The organism is Shinella sp. S4-D37 (assembly GCF_040812195.1).
Classification (GTDB): domain Bacteria; phylum Pseudomonadota; class Alphaproteobacteria; order Rhizobiales; family Rhizobiaceae; genus Shinella.
The window spans coordinates 52,254-74,270 of sequence record NZ_JBFNXL010000002.1 but is presented as its reverse complement, the minus strand read 5'-3'; the positions used below and the strand labels follow the sequence as shown (position 1 = coordinate 74,270).

At 67.3% G+C, this 22,017-nt stretch carries 19 protein-coding genes and 1 riboswitch; of the genes, 4 read left to right on the top strand and 15 right to left on the bottom strand.

Annotated features, from left to right (window positions below):
• Nucleotides 1-35 precede the first annotated feature (35 nt).
• The 3 genes from AB3G45_RS02270 to AB3G45_RS02260 all read right to left on the bottom strand — a co-directional run bounded on the left by AB3G45_RS02270 (nt 36) and on the right by AB3G45_RS02260 (nt 3,370).
• Complete coding sequence (locus AB3G45_RS02270) at nt 36-1,139, bottom strand: ABC transporter substrate-binding protein (protein WP_367829042.1); 1,104 nt, start codon at nt 1,137-1,139, stop codon at nt 36-38.
• A 127-nt stretch (nt 1,140-1,266) separates the two neighbouring features.
• Nucleotides 1,267-2,355 carry an isocitrate/isopropylmalate dehydrogenase family protein gene (locus AB3G45_RS02265; protein WP_367829041.1) on the bottom strand — a complete coding sequence of 363 codons (1,089 nt, stop codon included), beginning with the start codon at nt 2,353-2,355 and terminating at the stop codon, nt 1,267-1,269.
• 88 nt (nt 2,356-2,443) lie between these two features.
• A complete protein-coding gene (locus tag AB3G45_RS02260) occupies nt 2,444-3,370 on the bottom strand; it encodes a GntR family transcriptional regulator (RefSeq protein WP_367829040.1) in 927 nt (308 codons plus the stop codon).
• A gap of 187 nt (nt 3,371-3,557) precedes the next feature.
• Between AB3G45_RS02260 and acnA the strand changes: the two genes are divergently transcribed.
• Complete coding sequence (gene acnA / locus AB3G45_RS02255; RefSeq protein WP_367829039.1) at nt 3,558-6,134, top strand: aconitate hydratase AcnA; 2,577 nt, start codon at nt 3,558-3,560, stop codon at nt 6,132-6,134.
• Here acnA and AB3G45_RS02250 read toward each other — a convergent pair.
• From AB3G45_RS02250 to AB3G45_RS02205, 10 genes are all read right to left on the bottom strand, one after another.
• Nucleotides 6,131-6,274 (bottom strand): hypothetical protein, encoded by a 144-nt coding sequence (locus AB3G45_RS02250; protein ID WP_367829038.1) that lies wholly within the window; start codon nt 6,272-6,274, stop codon nt 6,131-6,133. The genes acnA and AB3G45_RS02250 overlap by 4 nt on opposite strands.
• Before the next feature lie 31 nt (nt 6,275-6,305).
• The gene (locus AB3G45_RS02245) at nt 6,306-6,737 is read right to left on the bottom strand and encodes a heme-binding protein (RefSeq protein WP_367829037.1); all 432 of its coding nucleotides are present in this window, start codon (nt 6,735-6,737) and stop codon (nt 6,306-6,308) included.
• A gap of 90 nt (nt 6,738-6,827) precedes the next feature.
• On the bottom strand, nt 6,828-8,069 hold the full coding sequence (locus AB3G45_RS02240) for a D-amino acid dehydrogenase (RefSeq protein WP_367829036.1): 1,242 nt from the start codon (nt 8,067-8,069) through the stop codon (nt 6,828-6,830).
• A gap of 149 nt (nt 8,070-8,218) precedes the next feature.
• A riboswitch (glycine riboswitch) is annotated at nt 8,219-8,309 on the bottom strand.
• A 36-nt stretch (nt 8,310-8,345) separates the two neighbouring features.
• The gene (locus AB3G45_RS02235) at nt 8,346-9,776 is read right to left on the bottom strand and encodes an MFS transporter (protein WP_367829035.1); all 1,431 of its coding nucleotides are present in this window, start codon (nt 9,774-9,776) and stop codon (nt 8,346-8,348) included.
• 153 nt (nt 9,777-9,929) lie between these two features.
• On the bottom strand, nt 9,930-10,955 hold the full coding sequence (locus tag AB3G45_RS02230; protein ID WP_367829034.1) for an aliphatic sulfonate ABC transporter substrate-binding protein: 1,026 nt from the start codon (nt 10,953-10,955) through the stop codon (nt 9,930-9,932).
• A gap of 52 nt (nt 10,956-11,007) precedes the next feature.
• Nucleotides 11,008-11,871: an ABC transporter permease gene (locus AB3G45_RS02225; protein ID WP_367829033.1), complete on the bottom strand. Its 864-nt coding sequence runs from the start codon at nt 11,869-11,871 to the stop codon at nt 11,008-11,010.
• 11 nt (nt 11,872-11,882) lie between these two features.
• Nucleotides 11,883-12,719, bottom strand: coding sequence for an ABC transporter ATP-binding protein (locus tag AB3G45_RS02220; protein ID WP_367829032.1), 837 nt, complete (start codon nt 12,717-12,719; stop codon nt 11,883-11,885).
• A gap of 13 nt (nt 12,720-12,732) precedes the next feature.
• The gene (locus tag AB3G45_RS02215) at nt 12,733-13,062 is read right to left on the bottom strand and encodes a 4Fe-4S binding protein (RefSeq protein WP_367829031.1); all 330 of its coding nucleotides are present in this window, start codon (nt 13,060-13,062) and stop codon (nt 12,733-12,735) included.
• A 3-nt stretch (nt 13,063-13,065) separates the two neighbouring features.
• Entirely contained in the window at nt 13,066-14,691 is a 1,626-nt protein-coding gene (locus AB3G45_RS02210; RefSeq protein WP_367829030.1) for an FAD-dependent oxidoreductase, read from the bottom strand.
• 39 nt (nt 14,692-14,730) lie between these two features.
• A complete protein-coding gene (locus AB3G45_RS02205) occupies nt 14,731-15,318 on the bottom strand; it encodes a thioredoxin family protein (protein ID WP_367829029.1) in 588 nt (195 codons plus the stop codon).
• A gap of 417 nt (nt 15,319-15,735) precedes the next feature.
• Here AB3G45_RS02205 and AB3G45_RS02200 point away from each other — a divergent pair, with 417 nt between their 5' ends.
• Nucleotides 15,736-16,776, top strand: a complete 1,041-nt coding sequence (locus tag AB3G45_RS02200; protein WP_367829028.1) for a glutamine synthetase beta-grasp domain-containing protein — start codon at nt 15,736-15,738, stop codon at nt 16,774-16,776.
• A 172-nt stretch (nt 16,777-16,948) separates the two neighbouring features.
• Nucleotides 16,949-18,082, top strand: a complete 1,134-nt coding sequence (locus tag AB3G45_RS02195) for an aminotransferase (protein ID WP_367829027.1) — start codon at nt 16,949-16,951, stop codon at nt 18,080-18,082.
• 5 nt (nt 18,083-18,087) lie between these two features.
• Here the strand turns inward: AB3G45_RS02195 and otsB are convergent, their stop codons facing one another.
• Nucleotides 18,088-18,903, bottom strand: a complete 816-nt coding sequence (otsB, locus tag AB3G45_RS02190; protein ID WP_367829330.1) for a trehalose-phosphatase — start codon at nt 18,901-18,903, stop codon at nt 18,088-18,090.
• Between the two features lie 111 nt (nt 18,904-19,014).
• Between otsB and AB3G45_RS02185 the strand changes: the two genes are divergently transcribed.
• Entirely contained in the window at nt 19,015-20,082 is a 1,068-nt protein-coding gene (locus tag AB3G45_RS02185; RefSeq protein ID WP_367829026.1) for an ROK family protein, read from the top strand.
• Nucleotides 20,083-20,187: 105 nt separating this feature from the next.
• Here the strand turns inward: AB3G45_RS02185 and AB3G45_RS02180 are convergent, their stop codons facing one another.
• Nucleotides 20,188-21,978: a diguanylate cyclase gene (locus AB3G45_RS02180; RefSeq protein ID WP_367829025.1), complete on the bottom strand. Its 1,791-nt coding sequence runs from the start codon at nt 21,976-21,978 to the stop codon at nt 20,188-20,190.
• Between the last annotated feature and the right edge of the window lie 39 nt (nt 21,979-22,017).

Sequence of the window (22,017 nt, the reverse complement as noted above, 5' to 3'; positions counted from 1 at the left end):
GGCCGCGGCGCGAGCGCGCTGCGGCCGGCAGGACATCAGCGGCCGAGGGCTGCCTTCCAGTCGTTGAAGAACTGGACGCGCTTGGCCGGGTCCATGTATTCGAGCACGCCCTCATCGACCGCGATCGGCTTCAGGCCGCCGCCGACACGCTCGTTCAGCGTCTTGATGTTGAGACCGGCGGTCACGTCCTCGCGCACGGAGGGCAGGCCGCCCTCGGCGAGCAGCGACTGGCCTTCGCTCGACAGCATGAAATCGATGAAGAGCCTTGCCGCGTTCGGGTGCGGGGCATCCTTGGTCATCAGCGCGAGGCGCGAGAAGGCCGGCGTATAGTCGGTCGAAAAATGCACGCCGAGGTTAGGGCTCTCCTTCACCCAGTCCAGCGCGTAGGAGCCGATGATGTTGATGGCGATGACGTTCTCGCCCGAGACCACCGTCTCCTTCATGCCGCCCGAGCTGGAATAGATCTTCGCGCCGTTCTCGCCCATGGCCTTGGCGAGATCCCAGAAATCCGCGCGGTGGCGCGCATCGTTGGAGTGGTGGAGGAAGCCGGAACCGCTCTTTTCCGGATCGAAGGTCGCGACCTTGCCGTCAAGCTCCGCCTTGTTGTCCTTCAGGAAGGCGATCAGGTCGGCATAGGTCTTCGGCAGCTTGTCCTCCGACAGCGCCTTGGTGTTGTAGATGACGCCGACCGGCTCGACGGTCGTGCCGTAGAGCATGTTCTTGTAGTTCGCCCAGGCGGGAACGTTGCCGGCCTCCGGCGAGGCGTATTCCCCGGCATAGCCGTCCTGCACCAGCGTCATCTGGAGGTCCATGGCCGAGCTCCAGACCACGTCGGCGGTCGTCTGGCTCGCGGCGGCCTCGGAGATCACCTGGTTGTAGGCGCCGTTCGTGCCGAGGTCGTTATAGGCGATCTTGATGCCGTATTTCCTGGTGAAGCCGTCCTGCAGCTTCTGCGACTGGGCCGCGTCCGTCGAGGTGTAGATCGAGACCGTGCCCTCCTGCTTCGCAGCGGCGACGATGGCCGCATAGTCGGCCGGATAGCCGGCCGGAAGCTCCTCGGCCGAGGCGCCGAAGGCGGCCATGAGCGCGGTGCCGAGCACAAGGGCGGCCGCGCGGGCGGATAGGTTGCTGTTCATCATCTCTTCTCCCAAAGATCAGGCCCGCGCCCGGAAGCGGCCGCGGGCAATGCGCGAGGGCCACTCCCTGGCCTCGCATCCTCCATGCCCGTGTTTTGGTTTTTGACAGTCCAAAACACAAACAACGCCGTCAGGCGCGCTTGCGCTCGCCGTCGCCGTTTCCAACCGCACCCGCCACGCGGGCGCCGAAGACGTCGGTATTGGTGGTGCCGCCGAGGTCGCGCGTGCGCGAGCCCGGATTGGCGAGGACCTCGTCGACGGCCCGTTCGATCTCCGTACCCGCCGCCTCGAACTGCGGCAGGCCGCGCTGCTCGCCGAGCCAGCTCAGCATCATCGCGGTCGACAGGATGAGCGAGGTGGGGTTGGCGATGTTCCTGTTCTGGATGTCCGGGGCCGAGCCGTGCTGGGCCTGGGCGCAGACGAGGCCGGTCTCGGCATTGGCGTTGATCGAGCCCGCAAGGCCGAGGCTGCCGGAAAGCTCGCTGGCAAGGTCCGACAGGATGTCCGAATAGAAGTTCGTCGCGACGATCACGTCGAAGCGCGAGGGATCGCGCACCAGATGGGCGGCCATCGCGTCGATGATGACCTCGTTGAGCGCGACCTCCGGGAACTCGGCCGCGACCTTGTGGACCTCTTGCAGGAACAGGCCGTCCGTGAGGATGAAATTGTTGGCCTTGTGGACCGCTGTCACCTTCCTGCCCCGCTTCATGGCGAGCAGGAAGGCCTGGCGGGCGATGCGCTCGCAGGCGGACGCCGTGATCTTGCGCACCGACAGGGCGACATCCGGCGTCGGCATAAATTCGCCCGTGCCGGCGAACATGTTGCGGTCGGGATAGAACCCTTCCGTCGCCTCGCGCATGATGACGAGGTCCATCGTCTTGGCGTCGTTGAGGAAGGGGCGCGAGCGCGCCGGGCGCACATTCGCATAGAGGTCCAGCTTGACGCGGAAGCCGGCCGAGACGTTCACGCCCCCCTTGTCGCGGGGCGGATAATCCATGTGCGACTGCGGGCCGAGGATGATGCCGTCGAAGGTGCGCGCCCGCTCGATCGTCTCGTCGCGCAGGGTCGTACCGAATTTCTCAAGGCTGGTGAAGCCGGTGTCCTCGAAGTGGTATTCGAGGCCGAGGCCGAAGGCCGCGTCCGCGACCTTCAGGACCTCCATGGTTGCCGCAGTGATCTCGGGACCGATCCCGTCACACGGCGTCACGAATATTTTCATCAGATCCATCTCCCATGAGGCGACGCGCGATAGCGCCGCGCAATGTCACGGGAGCAGTATTGGCTTTTTTAATTCAAAAATGCAATCCTTATTTTTCGGCATCCTCTTTTTCATGCGCCTGGTGCGACCAGGACCAGGCGACCGGAGATTTTTTCGACAGCGCGCCGCCGAGATGCCGGCGCATCGTGTAGGAGGCCTCGACGATCTCCCCGCGCTCGAGAAGATCGAGGATCCCGAGATGCTCCTGGCATTGCCGCACCGTGCGGCTGCGGTCGACGCGCGAGCGGTATTCGAGCAGGCGGCGCATGCGGTTCACGCGCACCAGCGAGAGATGGAAGAACGGATTGTTCGACATCTTGATCAGCTCTTCGTGGAAGAACGCGCCGTTGTGCAGCAGGCGCTCGGCCGGCAGGCGCTCGATATCGGTGTCCAGCATGCGCTGCTGGATGCGCCGCTGCTCCTCGATGATCTTCCGGTCGAGGCGGAATTCCGGCTCCAGCATGGCGGCCGGCTCGATCAGCATGCGGAAGCGATAGATCTGCTCGAAGGCCTCCGGCGTCTTGGCCACCGGCAGGAAGCGCCAGCCATAACCCTGCTTGCGCTCCGCCCAGCCCTCGCGGGTGGCGCGCATCAGGACGTCGTTGAGCTGCGACTTCGTCAGTTCATAACGCTCGCGCAGCATCTGCTCGGTGACCTCGGCGGGGATGCGGTCCGTCAGCCAGTCTTCGGCCAGCCGCTGGTAGTCGTTCGCCACCTCGAACGGCTCGGCATCGTCGCGCACCCGCTCGACGATGCCGCCGGCGATCTCCCGCACGAAGAAGCCGCGGTTTTCCTTCTGCTCCAGCAGCCCCTGGCTTGCCAGCATGTCCATCGCCTCGCGCACCGGCGAGCGCGAGACGCCGAACCGGTCCGCCAGTTGCTGGGTCTTCACATGGTCGCCCACCGCAAGCTCGCCGGAGGTGACGAGAAGGGTGATTTCGTTGGCGATCGTCTGGGCAAGCTGGCTGGAGCGCATGTCTTTCGTGTCCCGGATCTGTCTGAGGGCGTGTGGCGCAGGTTATTCCACGGCCGGCGCAAAAGAAACAAGGGGCCGGTTTCTTTGCATGTCTGGCGGTATAAAAGCCAATGGCTGGCCCGTTTTCAATTGACATTCATACATAATTGGCTTTTTAGATATTAAAAATCACTTTTCGGAGTCTCCAATGGCGCAGCGGATCGAAACGGCTGAGGAAACGGTCCGGCTCGTCCCGCTGGACGAGGTCTTCCAGGGCCGGCTCGAACGCCTGCCGGTCGTGCTGCGGATCCTGCTGGAGAACGTCGCGCGGCGCGAGCCCGGCCGGCTGGCCGCCTTCACCGAAGCGCTCGACCGCTGGCTCGACGAGGGCACGAGCGAGGTGGAGGTCGATTTCCACCCGTCCCGCGTGCTGATGCACGACACGACCTGCGTGCCGGCGCTGGTGGATATCGCGGCGATGCGCGACGCCGTCGCGGAAGCCGGCGGCGATCCTGCCGCGCTGACGCCGGTTCTGCCCGTCGACGTCTCGGTGGACCACAGCGTGGCGGTCGACTGGTACGGCCGCCCCGGCGCCCGCGAACACAACATGCGCCGCGAAATGGAGCGCAACAGCGAGCGCTACCGGCTGATGAAATGGGCGACCGCCGCGCTGCCCGGCGTGCGGGTCCATCCGCCCGGAACCGGCATCATGCACACGCTGAACCTCGAACAGCTCGCCACCGTCATCCGCATCGAGGAGCGCGACGGCGAACGCTGGGCCGTGCCCGACACGCTCATCGGCACCGACAGCCACACGCCGATGATCAACGGCATCGGGGTGCTGGCCTGGGGCGTCGGCGGGCTGGAGGCCGAGAGCGTGCTCTTCGGCATGCCGGTGACGCTGCGCATTCCCGACGTGGTGGGCGTGCGGCTCACCGGCAGGCTGCGGCCCGGGATCCTGTCGACGGACCTCGCGCTCGAGGTCACCCACCTCTTGCGCCGGCACGCCATAGCCGGCGAGTTCGTCGAGTTCTTCGGCGCGGGCGTCTCCACGCTCACCGGCGGCGACCGGGCGGTGGTCGCCAACATGGCGCCGGAATACGGCGCCTCGACCGGCTTCTTCCCGATCGACGCGCAGACGGTCGCCTATCTTCGCGAGACCGGGCGCACGGCCGACCATTGCGCGCTGGTGGAGGCGGCCGCAAAGGCGCTCGGCCTCTGGTTCGACCCCGCCGCCGCGCCGCGCTACAGCCGCATCCTCGACCTCGACCTTGCCGGCGTCGAGCCGCTTCTGGCCGGCCCGCGCCGCCCGCAGGACAAGCTGCCGCTCGCCGCGGCCGCCGGGGCGCTGGAGGCGGCGAGCGGCCGGCCCTTCGCGCGCGAGGCGCAAGGCATACCCGACGGCGCGATCGCGATTGCCGCCATCACGAGCTGCACCAACACGTCCGACCGGCGCCTGCTCGCCGCGGCGGGCCTCGTCGCGCGCAAGGCCCGCCGCCTCGGCCTTCGCCCACCCGCCTGGGTGAAGACGTCGCTCGCGCCCGGCTCGCCGTCCGCCGAACGGTTCCTCTCGGCCAGCGGCCTGCTCCCCGATCTGGAGGCCCTCGGCTTCGGCATCGTCGGGCATGGCTGCACGACCTGCATCGGCAATTCCGGACCGCTGCATCCCGACATGGCGGAGGCCATTGCCGGCGGCACGGTGGCGAGCGCCCTGCTTTCCGGCAACCGGAACTTTCCGGGGCGCGTGCATCCGTCCCTGCAATTCGGCTTCCTCGCCTCCCCGCCGCTCGTCGTCGCGCTGTCGCTCATCGGCAGGGTGGTGCCCGATCCGATGAAGGCAGAAATCGCGCGGGACGCCGACGGCGCGCCCGTCCGCCTCCGCGAGCTGCTTGCCTCCGACGCGGAAATCGACGCCGTGGTGCGGGGATTCTCCAATCCGCAGGACATTCGCGAGGCCTTCGAGCAGGCCGGGGTCTACGAGCCCTGGCAGCGGCTCGACGCGCCGCGCGCCGCGCGCTTCCCCTGGGCGGAGGCCTCCACCTATATCCGCCGGCCGCCCTTTGCCGCCGCAGGCCCGGCAAGCCGGCCGGGCGCCTATACGGCCCATCCGCTGCTCGTGCTGGGCGACGACATGACGACCGACCACATCTCGCCGGCCGGCCAGATCGCGGCCGGCAGCATAGCCGGGCGGCACCTCGTCGAACGCGGCGATCCGCCGACCGATCTCAATGTCTACGCGGCCCGGCGCGGCAACTGGCAGGCCATGGTGCGCGGCCTCTTCGACAACCCGACCGCCGCAAACGCCCTGATCGGCGGCCGCCCGGCCTCGCGCACCGTCCACGCCCCGACGCTGGAGGAAGGTCCGCTCTGGGACATCGCCGAGCGTTATCGCGCCGAAGGCCGCGCGGTCGTCCTCATCGCCGGCGAGCGCTACGGCACGGGCTCATCCCGCGACTGGGCGGCCAAGGGCGTGGCGCTGCTCGGCGTGCGCGCCGTGCTCGCCCGCAGCTTCGAACGCATCCACCGCACCAACCTCGTGGGCATGGGCGTCCTTCCCATCGTGATCGACCGCGACACGCCCTTCCTGCCGGAGGCGACGGACCGGATCGAGATCGACGCGAGGCGGGTGGAGCCGCGCGGCGCGATATGCGTGAGCCTGCTGCGGCCGGACGGTTCGCGCCGGGCCATAACCGGCCGGGCCGCGGTGGAGACGGACCGCGAGGTCGCCATCCTTCAGGCCGGCGGCATGATCCCGGCGATCCTCGCCGCCACGCTTCACGGTTAGCCGCCGGCCAGCGCGAGCATGTCGGCAAACAGCACCGTCCACTGCGCCTCGCTGAGGTCGATGAGGCCGAAGGCCTTCAGCAGGAAGGCGCCTTGTTGGAAACTGAGTCCCCGCTGATCAGGAAAGGGAAGACCACGCACGCTCGGCGCGGCCTCATCCCCATCGACAGCCTCAGTCGACCTGGGCGACGAGGCCCGCGGCCTCGATGCCGGCGACCGCGCAGGTCTCGTCATTGTCCGAAGTATCCCCCGTGATGCCGACCGCGCCGAGCAGCGCCCCGGCCGCATCGCGGATCAGCACGCCGCCCGGGACGGCGACGATCCTGCCGCCGGAGACGGCGGTCAGGCCCTCGATGAAATGCGGGCGCTCCTTCGCGTTCCTGTCCAGCCAGCGCGAGCCCATGCCGACGGCAAGCGAGCCGTAGGCTTTGCCGAAAGCGATCTCGTAGCGCAGCATGGAGGCGCCGTCCTGCTTCTGGAAGGCCTTCAGGTGTCCGCCGGCATCGAGCACGGCCACGGTGAGCGGCTTGAAGCCTGCCTTCGTGCCGGCCTCAAGGGCGGCGGCGATGATGATGTTGGCGGCGGCAAGGGTGAGTTCGGCCATATCTGTCCTCGTAGGGTTGCGGTTTTCCATGAGGTCCCGGCAGCCAGCCGCCGGGACCTGAAAAGTCTCGAAAGATTCGCCGTTCTTCTATCAGGCGGCGATGGCGCGGTCTGCCGCCATCTCGCCGGCGATCGTGTCCGTCACCATCTGCGCGGTCGCCGCCGAAAGGGTCCAGCCGAGATGGCCGTGCCCGGTATTGTAGAACACGCCGGGCTGACGCCCCCTGCCGACCCGCGGCATCATGTTGGGCATCATCGGGCGCAGGCCCGCCCAGGGCACGACACGATTGGTGTCGACCTCGGGAAACAGCATGCGGGTCCAGTCGACGAGCGGCTTGACGCGGTCGTGGCGGATATCGCGGTTCATGCCGTTGAACTCCGCCGTGCCGGCGACGCGGAAGCGGCCCGGGCCGAGGCGGCTGGTGACGATCTTCGCCCGGTCGTCGAGCAGGCTCACCCAGGGCGCCGCCGCCTGGCTGCGCTCGTCATCGAGATGAACGGTGATCGAATAGCCCTTCACGGGATAGACGTTGACCCGGTCGCCGAGCATGGCCGCGATCTGGCGGCTCGCCGTGCCGGCGCAGACGACGACGCCATCCGCCTCGACCTGGCGTTCCGCGCCCTCGCCCGTCGCATAGCCGATGCGGAACGCGCCGCTCCTGCCGACCTGCGTGACGCGGGCATCGAAGAGGAAACGGGCGCCGCGGCGCTCGCAGGCTCTTGCAAGGCCCGAGGTGAACTTGTGGATGTCGCCGGTCGAATCCGAGGGCGTGTAGAAGCCGCCGTGGAAGGCCCCGTGCAGCGTGGGTTCGATCGACTTGACCTCTTCGGCCGTCACCGCCCGGCGGTCGAGCCCGCCCTCGGTCAGCAGGGCATTGACCTTCGCGGCATGGTCGAAGCTCGCCTTGTCCCAGTAGACATGCAGGATGCCGCGGCGCACATGGTCGAAATCGATGTTCTCGCGCTCGGCGATGGAGAAGAGGTGCTGGCGGGCGGCGATCGCCAGCCGGGTCGTCTCCACCGTGTTGTCGCGATAGCCGAGGATGTTGGAAGCAAACTCGGCGAGCCAGGAATATTTGTGCCAGGTCGGCCGCGGGTTCATCAGCAGCGGCGCATCGTTCCGCATCATCCATTTGACGCCCTTGAACAGGGTGGACCAATGGTTCCAGACCTCGGCATTGCTGGCGGAAAGCTGGCCGCCATTGGCAAAGGAGGTTTCCATGGCGGCGTAGCGCTGGCTTTCGAGCACGGTCACGTCGAAGCCGCGTTCCAAAAGGGCATAGGCAGTGGTGACGCCGGTGATACCGGCGCCGATAACGGCGATATGGGGCATATAAGTCTCTCGCTCCGTATGACATCAGGGTACGGGCCGGAACCCGCGTTTTCCCCAATCTGTCACGGTACCTGAGAGTTTACCTGTCACGGCCCGGCCGCGGCGGCTTTCCCCTTCGGTGGACGCTCGCAGCGCCTCTCTCCAGATCGTTCAACTGCACGGTCACTTGTGCCTGAGAGTTTCCTGGGGGGTTGCTCCGTCGGCGCCGGCCTTCAGGCCGATCTCTCCCGTGCAGTCTTGTCGAACGCGCGCAGGCTACCGCAATCCTGAAGAGAATCAAGAGGGGCGGCAGCGATGCCCGGAAACTTCCGCCCCGGCGCCGGTAGGCAGCGCGAGGAAACGCAGGGCCGAGATGAAGCCGATGGCGCCGATGACGAGGAAGGCCGCGCGGATGTCCGTCAGCATGCCGCCGCCGCCGGCTTCGGGGAAAAGGACGCCCGAGAGGCGGATGACGGCAGCGGCCACGGCGACGCCGAGAAGCTGCGCGAGCTGCTGCAGCATGGCCGAGATCGTCGTCGCCGCGCCGCGTTGGGCGGGCGTCACGTCGGCGAAGGCGATCGTCGTCAACGCCGTGAACTGCATCGAGCGGGACAACCCGCAGGCGATCAGCAGCGTAAAGAGCAGGAGACGCGGCGTCTCGTTGTCGACGAAGGCGAAGGCGCCGATCGTCAGCGCGGCGACAAGGCCGTTGACGATCAGCAGCGTGCGGAAGCCGAAAAGGCGCAGCGCCGGCGTCGTCACGCTCTTCATCAGCAGGTTGCCGAGGAAATAGACGAGCACGAGCGACCCAGTCTCGACGGCATCGAGGCCGAGGCCGACCTGGAAGAGGAGCGGCAGCAGGAAGGGCGTGGCATTGACCGCAAGCCGTCCGGCAGTGCCCGCCGAGAGCGTCGCGAAGGCGAAGGTCGGCACCTTGAGCACCGCCATGTCGAGCAGGGCATGCGGCACGCGACGCAGATGGCGGATGGCGATCCAGCCGGCGACAAGGCCGAGGGCGAGAACGGCGAGCGTGCCGGCGCCGCCCGTCGGCGCGCTGGAGAGTTCCAGGCCGGCAAGCGTCAGCGCGAGCGCGCTTCCCGTCAGGAGGAAACCCTTCAGGTCGAAGGGTCGCGCACCTTCGGCCGGCGTCTGCGGCACGAAGAACAGGACGAGCATCACACCGACGAGGCCGAGCGGCAGGTTGATGAAGAAGTTCCATTCCCAGCCGGCATGCGTGGTCACCCAGGCGCCGATCAGCGGCCCGATCACCGGCGCGATCAACGCCGGCCAGGTGATGGTGGCGATCGCCCGCACCAGCTCCGCCTTCGGCGCGCCGCGCAGCACGAGCTGGCGCCCGACGGGCGTCATCAGCGCGGCGGATGCACCCTGGAAGAGCCGCGCCGCGGTGAACTCGGCGAGCGAGCCGGCAAAGCCGCAGGCGACGGAGGAAAGCGTGAAGAGCACGATCGCCGTCAGGAAGACCTCGCGTGCGCCGAACCGGTCGGCAAGCCAGCCGGCCGGCGGTATGAACACGGCCATGGCGAGCAGATAGGCCGTGAAGCCGATGTTGAGCGCCACGACATCCGTCGAGAAGGCCTGCGCCATCGCCGGCAGCGACGTCGCGATGATCGTGCTGTCGAGCATCTGCATGAAGAAGGCCACGGCGACGACGGCCGGGACGATGCGGGTACGGTGAAGCGGTAGTGGCGGAGAGGGAATGGAGGACATCGCAATCGCAAAACGGGCGACGACGTTCGAGCGCCGCCGTCCCGTCCTATAGAGCAATTCCGGCAAAAGCGCGAAGCAGTTTTGCCGGAATTACGCCGGGATGGAAGGATGGAGCGTTTCCGCGATCCGGAGACAAGCGGAAACGCCCGAACATCAGTTGCTGGCATCCGCCTTTTTGATGGCTGCGTCGTAGAAGGAGCGGTCGATCCAGGTGTCGTAGTTCACCTTGCCCTTCAGGAGCCCGGCATCGGCCATGAAGGCCTCCTCGCCCTGAAGCGCACGCACCGCCTCATCGGTGATCTGCGGATCCTGGAAGAACTTGCCGTCCGGATAGGTCGCGCGCACCGCATTGTCGCTGTTGCCGGTCTCCTTGACGAAGATCGCGATCGTTTCTTCCGGATTGGCATCGGCCCAGCGCGCCGCCGCGATATCGACGGCCAGCAAACGCGTCACGATGTCGGGATATTTGCGGGCGAAATCGCCGTTGACGCTGAGGAGATGCGGCACGGCCCATTCCGGGCTGCCGGAAACGCCGGCATCGAAGATCACCCGGGCCTCGCCTTCCTCGACCAGCTTCTGCACGGGGCCGGTGCTTTCGACCACCGCGTCGACGTCGCCGCGCGACAGGGCCGGCCCGGAGCTCTCGATGCCGAGATTGAGGCTCTCGACATCGGTGATCGAGAGGCCCGCCGTCTTCAGCGCCTTGGCGAAGGTCGAGTGGCGCACGGTGCCGGCGAGATAGGCGACCTTCTTGCCCTTGAGGTCCTCGATCTTCTGGATCGGCGAATCCGGCTTCACGACGATCTGCGTCTCGTTGGAGCGGTTCCAGCTCGACAGGCCGACGAGCTTCACATCGGCGCCGGTGGCCGCAAGGCGCAGCGACGGGTTGTTGCCGATATAGGTGAAGTCGATGGCGCCGGAGCCGAGGGCGACGGTCGCCGCCGAGCCGCCGTCGAAGGTGGTCAGCTCGATCTTGATGCCGTCCTTGGCGAACTCGTCCTCCAGCAGCTTCCTGTTGCGGTAGAGGATGAATTTCAGGTGGCCCGGCGCCGTGGAGCCGATGCGGATGACGTCCGGCTTTGCCTCGTCGGCAAGGGCCGGCGCAAGGCCCGAAACGGGCAGGATCGAAAGCGCGAGCGCGATTTTCAGGAAGGTCCGGCGGAGCGGAAACGATGTCATGGATAGATCCTTTCGGGAGAGATCGCTGGTTGGGAGGACTTAGGGATCGGGGTCAGTTCGGGCCGCTTTCGCCGCTGCCGCGCCAATGCGTCGCGCGCCGTTCGCCGGCCACGAGCAGGTAGTTGAGCAGGAGGCCGATGATCGTCAGCGTCAGGATGCCGGCATACATGCGGTCGGTTTCCAGCATCAGCGACGCGTTCTGGATGAGGTAGCCGATGCCGGACTGGGCGGCGAGCATCTCGGCGGCGATCACCGAGAACAGCGAGGTCTTCACCCCGAGCCGGGCGCCGGCGACGATCGAGGGGATGGCGGAAGGGAAGATCACCTTCTTGAAGAGGTCCCAGTCCGAGGTGCCCATGGAGCGCGCCGCCTTGACGAGCAGCGGATCGACGGACTTCACCCCGACGATCGTGTTGATCAGCAGGAAGAACACCGCGGCGTAGAAGGTGATGGCGATCTTCGAGGCCTCGCCGATGCCGAGAACGAGGATGAAGACCGGCAGCAGCGCGAATTGCGAGGTGTTGCGCAGCGTCTGGACGAGGAAGTCGGAGGCTTTCTCGAACAGCGAATAGCGCCCCATCAGGAAGCCGAGCGGCACGGCGGTGACGAGGGCAAGCAGGAAGCCGATCGCGGCCCGCTGCAGGCTGATGCCGATATGGTCGGCAAGCTGGCCGGAGACGATCATCTCCCAGAGCACCGCAAGCACCTGGCTCAGCGGCGGGAAGAACAGCGCGTTGATCCAGCCGGCGCGCGGCGCGATCTCCCAGAGGAGCGCGAAGGCGACGACCGCCGGCAGGCCGAGCGTGACGGTCGAGACGGCCTCGCCGAAAGCGCGCGGCGCCCTGGAAGGGGTGCGCTTGCGGCGCAATGAAAAGGTGTTGCGGAGCGGCAGGTTGCGGTCGGCGATGAGGCTCATCTCATCCTCCCTTAATTGGCGTAGGTGGAAGCAAGGGTCCAGTCGCGCTGGGCCTTGCCGACTTCGTCGCGCAGGCTTTCCCAGACGCGGCCGCGATAGGCGTTGAAGGCCTCGCTGTTGCGGATTTCGAGGTCGCGCGGGCGCGGCAGGTCGATGTCGACGATCTCCTTCACGCTCGCCGGCCGGGCCGTCATCACCACGACGCGGTCGGCAAGGTAGATCGCCTCGTCGATCGAATGGGTGACGAAGACCACCGTCGTCTTGATCTGCTCCCATATGCGCAGGAGCTCGCTCTGCAGGATGTCGCGCGTCTGCGCGTCGAGCGCGGCGAAGGGCTCGTCCATCAGCAGGACCTGCGGATCGGTGGAAAGCGCCCGGGCGATCGCCACGCGCTGCTGCATGCCGCCCGAAAGCTGCGAGGGAAAACGGTCCTCGAAGCCCTTCAGGCCGAAGAGATGCAGGAAATCCTTCGCCCGCTCGCGCCGCTCGGCCGCGGGAACGCCGCGCACCTCCAGCGCGTATTCGACATTCTGCAGGGCCGTGCGCCAGGGAAAGAGCGCATATTGCTGGAAGACATAGGCCGTGCGGGCATGAGGCTTCACGACCTCGACCCCGTCGATGCGGGCGACACCCGAGGTCGCCTCCGTCAGCCCGGCGATCACGTCGAGCAGCACCGACTTGCCGCTACCCGACGGGCCGACCAGCGTGATGAACTCGCCGCTGTCGATGGTGAGGTCGACGCCGTCCAGCACCGCGATGCGGCTCGACGTGACGCCGTCGACGGTCACGGTCTGGCCGGGCTTCAGATTGAACGACTTGCGCACGGCGCTGACGGCGATGCGTTCCATGGGTATCTCCTTTTCAGACCTGCGCCACGCGGATATGGCGGGTCGGGTCATTCCGTGTTCCCCCGGCGCGCCCACGATTCCAGCCGAGCGCACGGGCATAGGCGCCGAAGAGGTCGCGTTCGAGGACTTCGGGCTCGGCGATGCCGGTCGGGCCGTCGGCCTTTTCGGCGACGTAAAGCGCATCGGTCGGGCAGTAGATCTCGCAGAGGAAGCAGGTCTGGCAGTCGTCCTGCCGGGCGATGACGGGAAGCCCCGTCTCGTCCCGGTCGAAGACGAAGGCCGGACAGATGCGCTCGCAGATGTCGCAGCGGATGCAGCGGTCGGCGGAAACGACTTCGATCATCGCTCAGCCCTCCTGCGCCGTTTCGAGGGCAAGGCTCTCGCGCACCGCCGTCACCCGGTCGAGGCCGGAGACGAGGATGCGGGCCGCCTGCGCCTCGCTCTCGCCCGGGAAATCGCGCCGGCGGTGCACGCCGCGGCTCTCGGTGCGCAGCGCGGCGGCGGCGACCGTCCAGCGGGCGCTGGCCGTGACGGCGGCGACCTCGCGGGCCTGCAGGCGGTCGATGCCCGTCGCGGGCGGCGCTCGGTTCAGCCGGGACCAGAGGTCCTCCAGCGCCCTGCCGCTCGCTTCAAGCGTCGCGGCCGTGCGCCAATAGCTCCTGTCGAGCGGGGCGATCTCGTCATGCGCCGCGCGGGCGGCGGCGGCAAGGTCGACGGCCTCTCCGTCCGTGCCGCGAAGGCCGGTCGTTCCGAGTGGGCGCAGGCTGCGTCCGTCCCGTCCCTGCCGGCGGCGGGCATGCCCGGCCGCGCCGTGGCCGGCCCACCAGCCGCTGGCGATCGCCCAGGAGGCGTTGATCGCGCCGCCGCCGGAAATGCCGCCCGTCACGTTCTCGCGGCTCGCCGCGTCACCGGCGGCATAGAGGCCGGCAATGCCGGTGCCGCAATCGGAGGAGACGATGCGGATGCCGCCGGTGCCGCGCACCGTGCCCTCATATTTGAGATCGACACGGAAGAGGTCCTCGAAGGGATCGATGCCCATGCGCTCGTAGGGCTGGAAGCAGTTCGGCTGGCCGCGCCGCAGCCAGTCGCGCATGGCGGGTTCGGCAAGGTCGAGCCGGGCATAGACCGGGCCGGACAGCAGCGCTTCGGCCACCTGCCGCTCGCCGCCGCCGATGCCGTTCGTCACCGGCTCGCCGCGCGCGTCGCGCAGCACCGCGCCGTCCGCGCCGTAGAAGGTGGCCCAGCGGAAGGGCAGGCCCTTGTTCAGCGACGAGCCGTGCGGGGCGAGCGTGTATTTGCCGGTGAACTCCATGCCGGACAGCGCCGCGCCGGCCTCGGCCGCGAAGAGGTAGCCGTCGCCGGTCAGTCCCGTGCCGCCGAGGATGCGCTCGAAAAAGGCGCAGCCGCCCGTGGCCAGCACCACGGCGCCCGCCAGCACCTGGAAGCTCGCCCCGGTACGGCGCGCAAGCCCCGCGGCACCGGCGACCCCGTCGTCGTCGCCGAGCAGTTCGAGAATGGGATGATGATCGAGGATCGTCACGCCGGCCTTCTGCACGCGCTGGCGCAGGAAACGCATGTAGTCCGGCCCGCGCAGATTGGCGATGTAGAGGCTGCCGTCCTCCTCGCTGGGGAAGGGATAGCCCCACTCCACCAGCCTCTGGAGGTTCTCGTAGGCCTGGTCGGCGGCGCGCAGCATCCAGCGACGGTCGGCAAGGCCGGCCGTGCGCCTGAAGCGCTGCTCGACGGAGGCCGCCCGCCCCTCGCCCGGCGGCACGCACCAGGTCCCCGTGTTCGACGGCGCCGTGGCGCCGCTCGTGCCGTGATAGCCCTTGTCGGCCAGGACGACGCGGGCGCCGGCCTCGGCCGCCGACAGCGCCGCCCAGCCGGCGGCAGGCCCGCCGCCGACGACGAGCACGTCCGTTTCGATGAGGCGCCCCTCTTCAGCGGGCTGTTCCTTGCGACGCGATGCCATGATGCTCCGGTTTCGTGCGAGGGATGCGGGGTCGCCGGTTCAGGCGGCGGTGGAGAACCAGGAGGGCTCGTTGCCGGCCGTCCACTTGATGTTGCAGCCGATGGAGGGAACCTGGGTCGCGGCGGCGGGATCGCCCTTCAGCACCGCTTCCACGGCCGCACGCAGGTCCGCGCCGGTCACGGCCTTGCCGTTGCCCGGGCGGGCATCGTCGAACTGGCCGTGATAGGCCAGTCGCCGCGCGCGGTCGTAGAGGAAGAAATCCGGCGTGCAGGCTGCGCCGTAGGCCTTGGCGACGCCCTGCGTTTCGTCCTTCAGGTAGGGGAAATCGTATCCGTAGGTCTTCGCCTCGATGCCGAGCCGTTCGAGCGTTTCTTCCGGGTGCGCCGCCGCGTCGTTGCTGTTGATGGCAACGACGGCGAGCCCCTGCCCGGCATGGTCGCGGGCGAACTGCGCCAGCGCCTCGCGGATCAGCACCACGAAGGGGCAGCGGTTCGAGATGAACGCGACCAGCAGAGCCGGGCTGTCCGCGAAGTCCTTGAGGCTGAACTCCGCGCCCGTCGCATCGGGCAGGACGAAGTCCCGGGCGCGGGTTCCGAGCGTGATGGGATTGGATTCGGTCTTGGGCATGATATCCTCCTGGCAAGTCGACGGGATCATTAAATGATATAATCCATAGATTTTATAGGCAATAGATTGCCATAAAACCCCGCCCACTGAGATATTGTTCGCGCCGGCTCCCCCGCGGAGGGGAATTTTTTCCACGCGCCGCCGAGCGGCCCATGCGGCAGAGCCCCCGGTCCTCCCCTCCAAGACGGGCGATGCCTCAAAGCCCGTCGCACCGCGCCCATTTTTTGTGCAGATTGCTCCCTCCTTCGGCGGCGTCACCGCTTCGTTTGCGGGCAATCGCCTGCCGGGCAACGATTTTCCGCAAATATCGCCGCTCTCTTCGATCTGGCACGCTTGATGCTTCCTGATAGCTATCCGGCTGTCGGGTGTCGCAAGCCCCCGGCAGCCTTGCCAACCCGCGTCATGTGAGAGAACGAAATGACTAAGTACAAGCTCGAATACATCTGGCTCGACGGGTACAAGCCGACCCCGAACCTGCGCGGCAAGACCCTCGTCAAGGAGTTCGACGCGTTCCCGACGCTGGACGCGCTGCCGCTCTGGGGTTTTGACGGCTCCTCGACGATGCAGGCCGAGGGCAACAGCTCCGATTGCGTGCTGAAGCCGGTCGCCAGCTATCCCGATCCGGAGCGCAAGAACGGCGTGCTCGTCATGTGCGAAGTCATGATGCCCGACGCCAAGACGCCGCACCCGTCCAACACCCGCGCCGCCATCCTCGACGACGAGGGCGCCTGGTTCGGCTTCGAGCAGGAATATTTCTTCTACCAGAACGGCCGTCCGCTCGGCTTCCCGGAGACCGGCTACCCGGCGCCGCAGGGCCTGTACTATTGCGGCGTCGGCTACGGCAATGTCGGCGCGGTCGCCCGCAAGATCGTCGAGGAACATCTCGACATCTGCCTTGCCGCCGGCATCAACCATGAAGGCATCAACGCCGAAGTCGCCAAGGGCCAGTGGGAATTCCAGGTCTTCGGCAAGGGCTCGCGCAAGGCCGCCGACGAGATCTGGCTCGCCCGCTACCTCCTGCAGCGCCTGACGGAAAAGTACGGCATCGACGTCGAATATCACTGCAAGCCGCTGGGCGACACCGACTGGAACGGCTCGGGCATGCATGCCAACTTCTCGACCGCCTATATGCGCGACGTCGGCGGCAGGGACTATTTCGAAGCCATGATGGAGGCTTTCGCCGAAGCCCGCGCCGACCACATCGCCGTCTACGGCCCGGACAACCATATGCGCCTGACCGGCAAGCATGAAACGGCCGCAATCCACCAGTTCAGCCATGGCGTGGCGGACCGCGGCGCCTCGATCCGCGTGCCGCATTCCTTCGTCAACAACGGCTATCGCGGCTACCTGGAAGACCGCCGCCCGAACTCGCAGGGCGACCCCTACCAGATCGCCTCGCAGATCCTGAAGACGATCTCGACGGTCCCGACCGACGTCGAGACGCGCGAAGCCGCCTGAGCGGTTTTCCAGAACGACAGAGACAACGCCCCGTTTTCACGGGGCGTTTTCGTTCGTGCATCCGTCAGGCGGGGCAGCGGTCCCTGCCGCCGCCTTGACTGCGCATTATATTGCCCATACGATCCTCGCCGTCTGCCGCTCGCCCGCCGCGAGACGCCAAAGGAGTTATCTTATGAAGATTCGTGATTTCGGCGTTGAAATCTGGATGAACCGCTACGAGAACCATTGCGAGTGGAACCTCGCCGAGACCTGCGTGGAATCCCTCACCGTCGCCGAACTCCTGGAAATGGCGGGCAAGACCGACACGATCCTCTCCGAGCTCCTGCCGATGAAGCTGACCTATGGCGCAATCGAAGGCAGCGAACGCCTGCGCAGGCTGGTCGCCGGCCTCTACGAGAAGCAGGCGATGGAGAACGTCGTCGTCACGCACGGCGCGATCGGCGCGAACGCGCTGGTGCACGGCACGCTGGTCGAGCCGGGCGACCGCGTCGTCTCGGTGCTGCCGACCTACCAGCAGCACTATTCCATCCCGGAAAGCATTGGCGCGGACGTCCGGATCCTCAGGCTGACGGAGGCGACCGGCTTCCTGCCCGACCTTGAGGCGCTGACGCGGCTGGCGATACCGGGCACGAAGCTCATCGCCATCAACAACCCCAACAACCCGACCGGCGCGCTGATGGACCGCGCCTATCTCGAAAAGGTGGTCGAGATCGCCCGGGCCGCCGGCGCCTGGATTCTCTGCGACGAGGTCTACCGCGGCACGGACCAGGAGGGCGACGGCATGACCGCCTCCATCGCCGACCTTTACGAAAAGGGCATCAGCACGGCCAGCATGTCGAAGACCTTCGCGCTCGCCGGCCTTCGCCTCGGCTGGATCGCCGGCCCCGTGGAGCTGTTGCACGCCGTCTCGATCCATCGCGACTACAACACGATCAGCGTCGGCATGCTGGACGACCATTTCGCCGCCATCGCGCTGGAGAACCGCGACAAGATCCTCGCCCGCAGCCGCGCCATCACCCGCACGAACCTCGCAAGGCTCTCGGCCTGGGTCGACGGCGAGCCGCTGGTCTCGTGGATCAAGCCGAAATCCGGCACCACCGCGCTCCTGAAGTACCACCTGCCCCTCTCCTCGGTGGAGTTCTGCGAAAGGCTGCTGGCGCGCACCGGCGTGATGCTGACGCCCGGCAGCGCCATGGACATGGAGGGCTATGTGCGGATCGGCTTCACCAACAACGGCACCGTGCTGGAGGAAGGGCTTGCGCGCATCTCGACCTTCCTCCGGGAGCAGCAGGCGGCGGCCGCCTGACGGCCTCAGGAGGCGGGCGTCGCGGTCCGCTCCCTGCCCGCCACGGCGATCGTCGCCAGCGCCGAGCGGATGGCCGAGGGCGACGACGCCTTGGCAAGGGCGCAGGTGGCGGTGCCGAGCGATCCCACGCGGATCGACTGGCCACCGCGGGCATTGGCCAGCGCGAACATGGTTTCGTCCGTCAGGTCGTCGCCGATCGCGATCGGCAGGCGGCCCAGAAAGGCGGGCTGCTCCAGATAGGAGGCGACGGCTTCTCCCTTGTCGGCACGGGAGGGACGGATCTCGAAGACCATCTTGCCGGGCTGCAATGTCCAGCCGGGGCCTGCCTCTTCGGCAAAGTCCCGCATGATCTTTTCGAGCGTCCGGTCATAGGCCGGCGCCAGCCGGTAATGCGCCGCGACGGCCGCGCCCTTGTCCTCGATCAGCACCCCTTCCATCCAGGCCGTCTGGTCCACGAGGCGTTGTTTCAACCCCATAAACGCCGCGGTCGCCGAGACGGACGAGACCGTCCCGTCGGCCCCCCTGAAATCCGCGCCGTGCAGGCCCGCGATGGGAAAGCGGAAGGGCGCGAACAATCCGTCGGCGAAGGGAAGGCTTCGCCCGGTGACCAGCGCCAGCGCGCCGCGAAGGCGGGCCGAGACCGCATCGAGGTCAGCGGGAAGCGACAGGGGGACCTGGATCGCATCCGGCGTCGCCGCAAGATCGATCAGCGTTCCATCGATATCGAGGAAAAGCGCCCAGCGCTCCGGCTCGTCGACGAGGCGCCGGACGAGATGGCGGATCGCGGCGTCCGACGGCTGCAGTTTCTCCAGTTCGTTCATCGGCAAGCAAGTAGATCGCAATCGCCGGGCGGCAAGGGCTGATGCGATAGTCGCCGCCGGAACAAGTTTTTCCCCGGCGCATTTCGCCTCACACCGGACAGAGGAGCCGACATGGACAAGCAGGCGAAAACCGAAGAGAACGGCGCCCCTGTCGCCCACGGGGCCGCCGGCCTGCCAACCGTCGACGTGACCAGCTACAATCTCGAACTGCGCGACAAGGACGGCTTCATCGGCGACAGGGCCAACAAATCCGCTTTCCGCGATGCCATCGAGGCCTGGCGGAAACGGGTCCGCGCGGGCGGCTCCGATCCCCTCGGCGACGTGCCGACCGACGATCTTTCCAAGAAGGAGGTCGATGCCCTGCTTGCGGAGGAGAAGACGGAGGCCGCGTCCCTCGTGCTTGCGGCGATCGACGACTTCGCGACGAACCTCGCGGACATCCTTGCGCGCTACCTGAAAGAGGAGACGTGGAAGGGCACCGAGCGGATCGTGGTCGGCGGAGGGTTCAAGGACAACCGGGCCGGCCTCATGGCGATCGCCCGCGCCCAGATCCGTCTCAAGGCCGACGGCCTGAAGGTGGAGATCGTGCCGATCGCCCATCATCCGGACGAGGCCGGTCTGCTCGGCGCCGTGCACCTCATTCCCGCCTGGATGCTGAAGGGCCATGACGCCATCCTCGCCGTCGATATCGGCGGCACCAACATCCGCGCCGGCGTCGTCAAGCTCAACCTCGACGACAAGCCCGATTTCTCGAAGGCCAAGGTCTGGAAGTCGGACCTGTGGCGTCACGCCGACGACGAGCCCCGCCGCACCGCGACCATCGAATATCTCGTGCGGATGATCGAGGCGCTGATCGCCAAGGCGAAGAAGGCGAAGTTCGCGCTGGCGCCGGTCATCGGCATCGGCTGCCCGGGCATCATCGCCTCCGACGGATCGATCGCGCGGGGCGGCCAGAACCTGCCGGGCGGCAACTGGGAAAGCACGCATTTCAATCTTCCCGAGGCCCTGCGCAAGGCGATCCCCGAGATCGCCGGCCAGCCGACCTTCGTCATCATGCATAACGACGCCGTCGTGCAGGGCCTTTCGGCCGTGCTGGACATGGCGGATGCGACGCGGTGGGCGGCCGTCACGATCGGGACCGGGCTCGGCAATGCCAGCTTCGTCCGCAAGGACATGTGACCGGGGAGAGCATTTCCAGTAAAAGCGGAATCGCTTTTACGTCCGGACAATGCGTAAAACAAATGGCTGAAGCGTTTTCGCTTTTCGGAGAAAAGGGGAAACGCTCTACGGCGCCCGCCGCGTGATCTCGCTTGCGGCCAGCGTCCTGTCGCGGCCCGCTGCCTTGGCAGCCAGAAGCGCGGCATCGGCGCGCGCCACGAGCGTTTCGACCGAGCCGCCCGCGGGCGAGGCCGCCACGCCGATCGAGACCGACACCTTTCCGAGGATGCTGCCCGCATGGGAAAGCACGGCGCTGCCGATCTTCTGGCGGATCGCTTCCGCGACTTCGATCCCCTGCTGCTCGCCGAAGGCCGGCAGGAGCGCGGTGAATTCCTCCCCGCCGAAGCGGAAGGCCTCGCCGACGGACGCGCAGCCATCGCGCAGCGTCTGCGCGACGAACTGCATGACGAAATCGCCCGCATCATGGCCGAACTGGTCGTTGAAGCGCTTGAAATGGTCGATGTCGATCATCAGGCAGGCCAGCGGTTCGCCGTTCTGCGCCCGGGCGTGCCGGTGCAGCGTTTCGTCCAGGAAGCGGCGGTTGAAGAGCCCGGTGAGCGGATCGCGCACTGCAAGCCTGGTCAGTTTCTCGCGCAACTGGAGGTTCGCGATCGCCAGGCCGACATTCTCGGCGATCAGTTCCAGATAGAGCCGCGGTCCCGCCGCGCCGAGAACCCCTTCGCCGCGCTCCTCCAGATAGAGCAGGCCGATCATCTCCCCCTGCGCGGTCAGGGGCACGCAAAGGGCCGCCGCGCCGGACGGCGCGACATGCTGGCAGGGGACGTCCGAACCGTCGTCGTTGCTGCGATGCGCGCGGCCGCGCCTCAGTCCCCAGCATTCGGCTGCGGGAAAGGCTGCGGGCGAATGCTGCGGCTCGAGCCAGGCCCCCGCGCGCGCCAGGCACGCGTCGTCGTCGCGCAGGACGTAGAGCCCGCCCGGAAGCCCGGGAAAGATCTGCGGCGCGAAGCGGACGATCACATCCGTCAGTTCCTCCTGGTTCTGGCAGGCCTGCACGCGGTGCATCATCTGCAGGATCAGGTCCTTGGTCTGCTGGTCCGCCCGCCGTTCGGCGTCGAGCCGTTCCCGCTCGATCAGGTTCGTGCGGAAGATCTCGATGGCCTCGTTCATCTCGCCGATCTCGTCGGCACGGCGGTCGACCGGGACCTCGACGCTGTAGTCCTGCCGGGCGAGCCGGCTGACGACACCCGTCATCCGCCGCAGGGGCATCGCCACGCGCCGTCTCAGGACGAAATAGAGCACGGCGACGAACAGCGCGCCCGTCAGGGCCAGCATGAGCTTGGCGACGAGGCTCCACCCGTTGGCGCACAGGCGGGCGGTTTCCAGTTCGGATGCCGTGCGCGTCGCCGTCAGGTCGCGGAAATGGCCGACCGTCTGGAGCAGTTCCCTTTGAAGCCGCTCATGCTCCGGGCCGAACAGGGCCGTCCGGGCCGCATCCCTGTCGCCGCGCCGGAACGCTTCGACCGCAGCCGATTCGATCCTGTTGAGTTCCTCGGCGTCCTTGTCGACCGCCAGCAGGGCCTGCGCCTCGGCGGGCCTCAGTTCCTGGGCGGCAAGCTTCGTCGCGGCCGCCTCCCGCCGCCGCTCGGATTGCTCTTCCGCATGAAACGCCTGCAGGTGGCGTTCCTCGCCGCGCATCACATAGAGCCGCGCTTCGTCGCTCCTCACCTCCGCGCCAAGGGCGAGTTCCTCGGCCAGCGTATCGAGCAAGAGATGCTCCTCGGCCGCCGCGCGCTCCTGGAGCGCGGCGCGCGACGACAGGATGAACGACGCCCCGGACAGCGCCGTCAGGATGACGGTGATGCCATAGGCCCAGTTGGTGATGGTGGTTATCCGCATTCACCTACACTGTCAGATGCGGCTTGAGCGAGGATTGAG